Source organism: Bradyrhizobium macuxiense, assembly GCF_001542415.1.
GTDB lineage: Bacteria > Pseudomonadota > Alphaproteobacteria > Rhizobiales > Xanthobacteraceae > Bradyrhizobium > Bradyrhizobium macuxiense.
Genome location: NZ_LNCU01000082.1, coordinates 23,177 through 31,681 on the forward strand (window position 1 = coordinate 23,177; position 8,505 = coordinate 31,681).

Consider the following 8,505-nt stretch of genomic DNA (forward strand, 5'->3'; position numbering starts at 1 on the left):
CGAGGTCGGCGGCGAACAGCGGCTCGGCGACCAGGCCCGGCCACTCGCCGTCGCCGAGCTGGATGCCGCAGCTCCAGTCGTCGGCGAACGGCACCTGCATGCCGCCGGTCGTGATCCGCACCTCGATGTCGGGCTCCTCTTTGCGGAAGTCGGCAAGGTGCGGGATCATCCACTTCATCGCGAAGGTCGGGCCGACGCCGACGGTTAGCACGCGTGTGCTCACGGACGCGGTGACCTGCGCGGTCAGGCTCGCCAGTGCGTCGAAGATCGGCGTCAGGCCGCTCTGATAGGCGCGGCCCGCCGGTGTGGTGACGAGCCGGTTGGCCTTGCGCTCGAACAGCGCGACGCCGAGCCGCTCTTCCAGCAGATGCACCATCCGGCTGATCGCGGCGGCCGAGACATTGAGCTCGTGGCCCGCGGCGGCAAAGCTGCCGGTGCGCGCCGCGGCTTCGAACGCCTTGATGCCGTTGAGAAAGAGCAGCCGCCGCATGCATGACCCTCAGGAAAACTGATGCAAGGGCAAGATAACTCAGTTTGTGCGGATGGTCCAAGCGGGGGTGAAATAGCGGTACAATACTGATCGAGTCCCCTTTGAGCGCAGCGAGGACCAAATGACCGAGACGACCGATGCCTTGGTGCTCGATCTCGTGGAGTGGGTCGCGCGCGAGCCGCGACCTTATGCCGAGGTGCTCGAGGTCTGGCGTACCTCATGCCCGCGGCTGACGATCTGGGAAGACGCCGTCGACCGCGGCTACGTCGCGCGTCGCCCGTCGATCGAAGGCATGCGCGTGATGGTGACGGAAAGCGGCGAGACGTTTTTACGCGAGCACGGGCGCGTGCATTGAGACCTGCAGATTCGTCGTGCCCGGGCTTGTCCCGGGCATTCACGTCTTGGTTGCCATGCGAAGAAAGACATGGATGGCTGGGACGGCCATGACGACCTTCTGGACGCAACGCCGACCTAGCGCGCCGGCTCGGCGAGCCGGGGGCGGATGATCTCGACCATCCGATCCGCTGACGTGCCTGGCGGGAAGAAGCCGAGGTAATTGCCGTCGCGATCCATCAGGTAGATGTAGGCGGTGTGGTCCACGGTGTAGTCGCCGGCATCCAGCGGGACCCTGGCGTAATAGACCTTGTAGGCGTCCGCGACCTTGCGGATCGCCTCGGCGCTGCCGGTGAGACCGATCAGCCGCGGATGGAACAGCGGCACATAGTCGGCGAGATGAGTTGCGGTGTCGCGCTCGGGATCGACAGTGATGAAGATCGGTTGCACCTGGTTGCCGTCGCGGCCGAGCTTGTCGAGGGCGAGGCCGATCGCCTGCAGATCGGCCGGGCAGACGTCGGGGCAATAGGTGAAGCCGAAATAGACAAGCATGAGTTTGCCGCGGAAGTCGCGGTCGGTGCGCTCATGGCCGGCCTGGTCGGTGAGCGTGAACGGGCCGCCGACCGGCTCCCGATTCCACATCAGGATGTCCATGATCTCGGCGGCCGAGCGTGCCGATTGCGCCGGCGTGTCGCCCGCGAGTGCGGAGGCCAGCGTCAGCCACAGCGAGACGCCGGCATACGCGATGGCGCGGATCATATGCCGAAGGAGAGGCGGCTGCCGGTGGTCGTGACCAGCACCTTGTCGCCCATCTGCGCGGTTGCCTCCTGCACGAAGTTGAGCCCGGAACAATGCATCGGCACGACTACGTCAGGATCGAGCTTCTTGATCTCGGCGACCACCTCGGTGAGGTAGTCCTCCGGCGCCGGCCCAAGATGGAAGCCGCCGACGATCGCGTGCACCTTCTCGATGCCCGAGACCTCCTGCGCCTGCTTCACCGAATTGACGATGCCGACATGGCCGCAGGACGAGATGACGACGAGACCGAAATCCTTCACGTTGAAGCAGGTCGCGTGCTCGTGAATGTGCTCATCGGGCACGATCTTGCCTTCCATCTCGGCCGGGAGATAGTGGCTGGCGTTGCAGCCGAGCCCGTCCTTCATGCTGAACTCGACCCAGGTGTTGGGCAGCACGCGCTCAATGCTGCGGCGGGTGATCTTGCCGGTGGTGAAGGCATGGCCCGCGATCACGGTCGGTGTTTCACACAGCACGGTGGTGACGCGCTGTGCCGCGAGCTGGCGGCGATCGAGCGTGCCGAAATCGGTGAACTGGCCCTTGGTCGGTGTCGCGCTCACGCGATGACAGAAATTGTCCTCGCCGCCGGCATAGAGCTTCACGTCGGCCGGCAGCCTGTCGCGGAATTTGTCCAGGAAGCCGTTGAGGCCGCCGAAATGATCGTAATGCCCGTGGCTCACGATCAGCGCGTCGATCTTGGCGGGATCGACCCCGACCAACTCCATGTTGTTGAGCAGCACGTCCGGCGTGTAGCCGTAGTCCAGCATCAGCGTGCGCTGGATGCCTGCGGCCTCCGATTCCAGCCACAGCGACAGGCCCCATTCATTGTGCAGCGACCTGCGGAAGTCGGGCATGCGCGCCGGCGGCGCGATCGAGACGCCGTTGGCCTGCTTCGGCTTGAAGAACAGGTCGTAGCTGGAATCGACCAGCACCTTGATCGAGAGCTTGTCGACGGTCGGCACCTCGATCGGTGCCGCGCCCGCGATCTCGACGCAGGAGAACGCGCCGGCCGCAGCCGCACCGGCGATGGCCGCCGAGCCCTTCAGGAAGTCACGTCTTGCCAACTCTCTTGTCATGGAAAAACCTCCTGAAAAAATCATCATGCAATACGTCCGCGAGCTTAGGTCCAATCTCGCGGCGGTCAATTGCCGATGCGCTCATCACATTCGTGCGCGGTCGTGATGCGGTCATTGACTCGCGGACGGCTTCCGCCCAAATTCATGCAATCGCATCTTCTTTTGCAGCGCACGCTTGTGCGCGCCGTCAACCCAGGATCGTCCCATGATCGACCTTCACTACTGGAGCACGCCGAACGGCCACAAGATCACGATGTTCCTCGAAGAGACCGGGCTGGAGTACAAGGTCTTTCCGGTCAACATCGGCAAGGGGGATCAGTTCGAGCCGGAGTTCCTGCGGGTCGCGCCGAACAACCGTATTCCCGCGATCGTCGATCACGCGCCGAAGGGCGGCGGCAAGCCGATCTCCATCTTTGAATCCGGCGCGATCCTGCTCTATCTCGCCGAGAAGACCGGACGGTTCCTGCCTAGCGATCTCTACGGGCGCTATGACGCGATCCAGTGGACGTTCTGGCAGATGGGCGGGCTCGGACCGATGGCCGGCCAGAACCATCACTTCCGCAACTACGCGGTCGAAAAGCTGCCTTACGCGATCGACCGCTACGTCAACGAGACCAACCGGCTCTATGGCGTGCTGAACAAGCGCCTCGCCGATCGCGAATTCATCGCCGGCGACTACTCGATCGCCGACATGGCGAGCTATCCCTGGGTCGTGCCCTACAAGAACCAGGGCCAGGAGATCGACGATTTCCCGCATCTGAAACGCTGGCTGGAGACCATCGGCAAGCGTCCGGCGACCGAGCGCGCTTACGCCAAAGCGAAGGAGGTCAACCCGAATTTCGGCCAGCCCGCGATCCGCACCGAGGAAGAGCGCAAGCTCTTGTTCGGGCAGACTGCGGCGGTGGTGCGGTAGGGCGCGGCTCTTTCCCCGTCATTGCGAGGAGCGAAGCGACGAAGCAATCCATCTCTCCTTGCGGTTAGATGGATTGCTTCGCGGAGCCTGTCATCGGGCGCGCGTTCGCGCGACCGGTTGGCTCGCAATGACGGTTGCGGGACGAGAGGAACTACCCCCCGACATACTTCGCCGGACGCCGCTCCTTCCATGCCGCGAGCCCCTCGCTGAGATCGCGGCTCGGCACCAGCGCGGCGAACTGCTCGCTCTCGACCAGCAGGCCCTCGGCAATCGGCATGTTGAGGCCGCGCGTCACCGCGGTGATGACGCTGCTGACGGAGCCGGGTGAATGCCTGGTGATGCGGCCGGCCAGTTCGAGGGCGGCGTCCAGCAACTGATCGTGCGGCACGACGCGGTTGACGAGCCCGATCTCGCGCGCATGGTCCGGCGAGAACGGCTCGCCTGTCAGCAGTAACTCCAGTCCGCGCTTGCGCCCCGCCAGCCGCGGCAGCCGCTGCGTGCCGCCGAAGGTCGGAGGCATGCCGAGCTTGATCTCGGGCTTGGCGAACAACGCCCGGTCGCTGGCGACGGCGAGATGCACGGCTTCGGTGATCTCGCAGCCGCCGCCGAAGGCGAGGCCGTTGACGGCGGCGATGACAGGCTTCCTGAACGCCTCGAGCCGAGCGGTCATCGCTTGTCCGCGGCGAACGAAATCGCGCACCGTGACCGCGGCGCCCTGCTGCACGCTTGCGGAGAATTCGTGGATGTCGGCGCCGGCCGAGAAGGCGCGCTCGCCCGCGCCGGTCAGGATCACGGCGCGCACCGCGACGTCGCTCTCGATGCGGTCGAGCGCGGCCATCAGGTGGTCGATCAGCGCGTAGCTCAACGCGTTCAGCCGCTCGGGGCGGTTCAACGTGATCAGGGCGATCCCGTCGTCGATGTCGAGCAGGATGGGGGCAGTCATGATGCGGTCTCCGGCATTGGCGTGTGTCGGAGGCGAATGTAGGGGCGGCCGCGATTTGTGTATATTCACTGGTTGGTATACATATCTCGGATGCCCAGACCTTCCGAGCCCACCCGCGAACGCATCATCCAGGCGGCCAGCGCGCTGTTCTACAATGAAGGTATCAGGCGCGTGAGCGTCGACGAGGTGGCTGCCAGGGCCGGCCTCACCAAGCGCACGCTGTATTATCACTTCAGGAGCAAGGACGACCTCGTCGCCGCCTATCTCGCCGCGCGCGACCAGCCCAACCTTGCGCTGTTCCGGAAATGGTTCGCGGAGGCCGACGGCGGATTGCCAACGAAGGTCGAGGCGATCTTCCGCAATCTCGCGCGCTCGGCGCGGCATCCGAAATGGAAAGGATGCGGCTTCCTGCGCACCTCGGCCGAGCTCGCCAACATGCCCGGCCATCCCGCGATCAAGATCGGCGCCGCGCACAAGAAGAAGTTCGAGGATTGGCTGCGTACGACCTTCGCCGCCGAGGGCATCGCCGATCCGCTAAAGCTCGCGCGGCAGATGCTGTTGCTGCTGGACGGCTCATTCGCGGTGGTGCTGCTGCATCGCGACGCGAGCTACATGGAGACGGCGGGAGAGGCGGCGCGGACGTTGATCGAGATTGAGCTTGCGGGGAGACGCAAGCGCGCCGGGCGATGAAGCCGTCATTGCGAGCCAACGGTCGGCGCGCGAAGCGCCGCCCGTTGACAGGCTCCGCGAAGCAATCCATAGCGCCGCTTGCGGAAGCATGGATTGCCGCGTCGCTTACGCTCCTCGCAATGACGCCTTGTCCTGCAGCATCGTCAGCACCGCATTCAGATCCGGCAGCACTGCAGCGCATTTCGCGCGCGTCTCTTCGGTCGGCGGCGCCATGTCGGGGACCATCAACGTGATGGCGCCTGAGGCGTGCGCTGCCGCGACGCCGTGGTTCGAGTCCTCCACCGCAACGCAGGCCTGTGGCGTCACGCCGAGATGGGCCGCCGCCTTCAGATAGAGCTCCGGATCCGGCTTGCCGTGCGTGACATCGTCGAGCGTCAGCAACGTATCGAAACGCTTGCGGATGCCGGCGAGAGCAAGATGACGCTCGGCGGTGCGGCGGGATGACGAGGTGACGATCGCCGTCGGGCAATCGGCGGCAGCAAGGCCGTCGAGCAACGCAAGCGTCCCGGGTTTCAGCGGCAACGCAGCGTCAAACATGCGGTCGCGGTTGACGACGAAGGCGCGGCTCACCTCGGCGAGCGGAAATCCGGCGCCGTAGCGTTCGATCAGTATCGCCTCGCAGGCCGGTCCGGGCAGGCCGACCATGGAGCGGCACAGCGCGACGACGCCGTCATCGTAGCCGGATTCGTTCAGCGCCGCGACGAGGCTGTCGAAATAGACCCTCTCGGTGTCGAGCAACGTGCCGTCCATGTCGAGCAGGACGGCATCGACGGCCCAGCGCTCGCTCATGTCGCATTCACGCTTGCGTGTTGTTCCGCCAGTTTGCGTAAGCATGCAGGACACAGGCAGTCGCCGCCGTCGGTCGGCATCGGCAGGCGGAAGCTTTCGTCGGAACACCAGCACGGTCCTTCGGGCGTGCAGGAAAACTCGACGCCGCATTTCGCGCAGGCAAGGCGGCGCGGGGAGGGTTTTTCAGACGGACTTGTCATGACGAGAAGCGCATTCCTAACCGCGATTTAATCCACCAATTAATCTCGGGTTCATCTCGAGCCGCGCTATCATCCTGCGCAGATCATATAGCCGGGATATGCCGCCGAGGGAATTGCAATGGCCCGTGATTCGCAAGCCGCCCTGGTTGCCCTCAATCGCTTCGGATTTGGTGCGCGCGGCGGCGCATCCGGCGACTTCATCAACGCAGCGTCCGATCCGCGCGGTTTCGTGATGGCGGAACTCGCGCGTCCGAACGGCGCATTGCTCGAGGTCCCCGGCCTGCTTTCGACGCCCGAGCTCGGCAAGCAGGTGTTCGACTATCAGTTCGAGATCAAGCGGTCGCGCGAAGCCGCGAAGAAAGCGCAAGCGACCGCGACGGAGACGCCGCGGTCGTCCGACGCGATGCAGCCGCAGCGGCGCAGTCCGTCGCTGTCCAGCATCGCCAAGGAGATCACGGCCAAGGATCCGACGATGCAGGCGCCGGCGCGGACGGCCGACAACGCCAATGCGGCGATGTCGCCGGCCGGGATGCCGCCGGCGGCCAATCCGCCGAAGCCCCCGGCGCAACCGCTCAACATCATCCAGAAGACGTACCGTGCCGAGGCGCTGGCGCGGCTGCAGCGCGGCGTTGTCGCCGATTGCGGCTTTGCCGAGCGGCTCGTGGTGTTCTGGTCAAATCATTTCTGCATCTCTGCCAACAAGGGCGCGCTGGCGCGGATGTGGGCGGGCTCATTCGAGCGCGAGGCGATCCGCCCGCATGTGCTCGGGCGTTTTGCCGACATGCTGAGGGCGGTCGAGCAGCATCCGGCGATGCTGTTCTTCCTCGATAACCAGCAATCGCTCGGCCCGGACTCGCGCGCCGGCATCAACCGCCACCGCGGCCTCAACGAGAATCTCGCCCGCGAGATCATGGAGCTGCACACGCTCGGCGTCGGCGGCGGCTATACCCAGGACGACGTGACGTCGTTCGCGCGGGTGATCACGGGATGGACCTTCGCAGGCCGCCAGGGCCAGCTCGGCGCGCCCGGCAGCTTCGTGTTCAACGCCAATGCGCACGAGCCCGGCCCGCAGCGCGTGCTCGGCAAGACCTATGCGCAGAGCGGCATCGCGCAGGGCGAGGCGGTGCTGTCGGATATCGCGCGGCATCCGTCGACCGCTAAATTCATCGCCACCAAATTCGCGCGTCATTTCGTCGCCGACGATCCACCGCCGGCGCTGGTCGCGAAGCTGCAGGATGTCTTCACCAGGACCGACGGCGATCTCGGGGCGCTCGCCAAGTCGCTGGTCGAGTCCGACGAGGCCTGGCAGGCACCGCTGACCAAGATGCGCAGCCCTTACGAATTCCTGATCGCGACCGGCCGGCTGCTGGCGCGCAATCCGGATGATCCCGGGCGCTATCTCAACGGGCTGAACGTGCTCGGCCAGCCGCTGTGGTCTCCTGCCGGTCCGAACGGCTTCCCGGACACCAGCGCGGCCTGGGCCGCGCCGGAAGAGCTGAAGCTACGGCTCGATATATCAGCGCAGCTCGGCGCCACACTCGGCGACCGGCTCGACCCGCGCGAGCTGCTCGATCTCGTCGCCGCGGATGCTGCCTCGCCCGAGACGCGGCGCACCGTCGAGCGTGCGGAATCGCGACCGCAGGCGCTGGCGCTGTTGCTGATGTCGCCGGAATTCCAGAGGAGATGACGATGGAATGCTCTGAGAGCTTGATGATGCACGCGACGTCGCGCCGCGCGCTGCTGCTCGGTGGCGCCTCCTTTGCCGCCTGGGCCTATTTGCCGAAATTCGCGCGCGCGGCCGACGGCCGTGATTCTCGGCTCGTCGTCGTGATCCTGCGCGGCGCGCTCGACGGGCTCGCCACCGTCGCGCCGGTCGGCGACCCCGACTATGCCGGCCTGCATGGCGCGATTGCGCTGAGGCCCGATGGGCCGAACGCCTCCGTGATGCTCGACCCGTTCTTCGGCCTGCATCCGGCGATGCCGGAATTCGCGCGGATGTATCGCGCCAAACAGGCCGCGGTGGTCCATGCGGTCGCAACCTCCTATCGCGATCGCTCGCATTTCGATGGCCAGGACGTGCTCGAAAGCGGCTTTCCCGGGCCGGGCCGGGTGCAGTCCGGCTGGCTCAATCGCGCGCTGGAGGCATTGCCGAAGGGCGAGCGGGTGATGAGCGCGCTCGCGGTCGGTCCGACCACGCCGCTGGTGCTGCGCGGCGCCGCGCCCACCGTTGGCTGGGCACCGGCGGCACTGCCGCAGGCCGCCGACGACACGGCGAT

Annotated in this window: 10 protein-coding genes; 5 read left to right on the top strand and 5 right to left on the bottom strand. The window is 65.8% G+C overall.

All coding sequences use genetic code 11. From position 1 onward, the window contains the following. Positions 1-490, bottom strand: a 490-nt coding sequence (locus tag AS156_RS44875; protein ID WP_245313038.1) for a LysR family transcriptional regulator, incomplete at its 3' end; no start/stop codon positions are given. Positions 491-611: 121 nt separating this feature from the next. Here AS156_RS44875 and AS156_RS24305 point away from each other — a divergent pair. Continuing rightward, positions 612-845, top strand: coding sequence for a hypothetical protein (locus tag AS156_RS24305; RefSeq protein WP_066509545.1), 234 nt, complete (start codon positions 612-614; stop codon positions 843-845). 116 nt (positions 846-961) lie between these two features. On the opposite strand, the gene AS156_RS24310 is transcribed toward AS156_RS24305, so the two are convergent. Next, on the bottom strand, positions 962-1,582 hold the full coding sequence (locus tag AS156_RS24310) for an SCO family protein (RefSeq protein ID WP_082747705.1): 621 nt from the start codon (positions 1,580-1,582) through the stop codon (positions 962-964). Next, positions 1,579-2,694, bottom strand: coding sequence for an MBL fold metallo-hydrolase (locus AS156_RS24315; RefSeq protein ID WP_066509548.1), 1,116 nt, complete (start codon positions 2,692-2,694; stop codon positions 1,579-1,581). Before AS156_RS24315 ends, AS156_RS24310 begins: the two co-directional genes overlap by 4 nt. A 205-nt stretch (positions 2,695-2,899) precedes the next feature. On the opposite strand from AS156_RS24315, the gene AS156_RS24320 reads away from it, so the two are divergent. Then, positions 2,900-3,607, top strand: coding sequence for a glutathione S-transferase N-terminal domain-containing protein (locus AS156_RS24320; RefSeq protein ID WP_066509550.1), 708 nt, complete (start codon positions 2,900-2,902; stop codon positions 3,605-3,607). A gap of 151 nt (positions 3,608-3,758) precedes the next feature. On the opposite strand, the gene AS156_RS24325 is transcribed toward AS156_RS24320, so the two are convergent. Further along, complete coding sequence (locus tag AS156_RS24325; RefSeq protein WP_066509553.1) at positions 3,759-4,550, bottom strand: crotonase/enoyl-CoA hydratase family protein; 792 nt, start codon at positions 4,548-4,550, stop codon at positions 3,759-3,761. Between the two features lie 90 nt (positions 4,551-4,640). On the opposite strand from AS156_RS24325, the gene AS156_RS24330 reads away from it, so the two are divergent. Then, positions 4,641-5,240 carry a TetR/AcrR family transcriptional regulator gene (locus tag AS156_RS24330; RefSeq protein ID WP_066509555.1) on the top strand — a complete coding sequence of 200 codons (600 nt, stop codon included), beginning with the start codon at positions 4,641-4,643 and terminating at the stop codon, positions 5,238-5,240. A gap of 105 nt (positions 5,241-5,345) precedes the next feature. Here the strand turns inward: AS156_RS24330 and AS156_RS24335 are convergent, their stop codons facing one another. Then, on the bottom strand, positions 5,346-6,029 hold the full coding sequence (locus AS156_RS24335; RefSeq protein ID WP_066509557.1) for an HAD family hydrolase: 684 nt from the start codon (positions 6,027-6,029) through the stop codon (positions 5,346-5,348). Positions 6,030-6,347: 318 nt separating this feature from the next. On the opposite strand from AS156_RS24335, the gene AS156_RS24340 reads away from it, so the two are divergent. Together AS156_RS24340 and AS156_RS44885 are read left to right on the top strand one after the other, a co-directional pair. After that, positions 6,348-7,916 carry a DUF1800 domain-containing protein gene (locus AS156_RS24340; RefSeq protein ID WP_066509558.1) on the top strand — a complete coding sequence of 523 codons (1,569 nt, stop codon included), beginning with the start codon at positions 6,348-6,350 and terminating at the stop codon, positions 7,914-7,916. Continuing rightward, positions 7,913-8,505 (top strand): DUF1501 domain-containing protein (locus tag AS156_RS44885; protein WP_430641812.1); only part of this gene is annotated, 593 nt, incomplete at its 3' end. The genes AS156_RS24340 and AS156_RS44885, both read left to right, overlap by 4 nt.

Coding starts and splice junctions, on each gene's coding strand:
- AS156_RS24305 (WP_066509545.1), top strand. CDS start 612: ATGACCGAGACGACCGATGCCTTGGTGCTCGATCTCGTGGAGTGGGTC.
- AS156_RS24310 (WP_082747705.1), bottom strand. CDS start 1,582: ATGATCCGCGCCATCGCGTATGCCGGCGTCTCGCTGTGGCTGACGCTG.
- AS156_RS24315 (WP_066509548.1), bottom strand. CDS start 2,694: ATGACAAGAGAGTTGGCAAGACGTGACTTCCTGAAGGGCTCGGCGGCC.
- AS156_RS24320 (WP_066509550.1), top strand. CDS start 2,900: ATGATCGACCTTCACTACTGGAGCACGCCGAACGGCCACAAGATCACG.
- AS156_RS24325 (WP_066509553.1), bottom strand. CDS start 4,550: ATGACTGCCCCCATCCTGCTCGACATCGACGACGGGATCGCCCTGATC.
- AS156_RS24330 (WP_066509555.1), top strand. CDS start 4,641: ATGCCCAGACCTTCCGAGCCCACCCGCGAACGCATCATCCAGGCGGCC.
- AS156_RS24335 (WP_066509557.1), bottom strand. CDS start 6,029: ATGAGCGAGCGCTGGGCCGTCGATGCCGTCCTGCTCGACATGGACGGC.
- AS156_RS24340 (WP_066509558.1), top strand. CDS start 6,348: ATGGCCCGTGATTCGCAAGCCGCCCTGGTTGCCCTCAATCGCTTCGGA.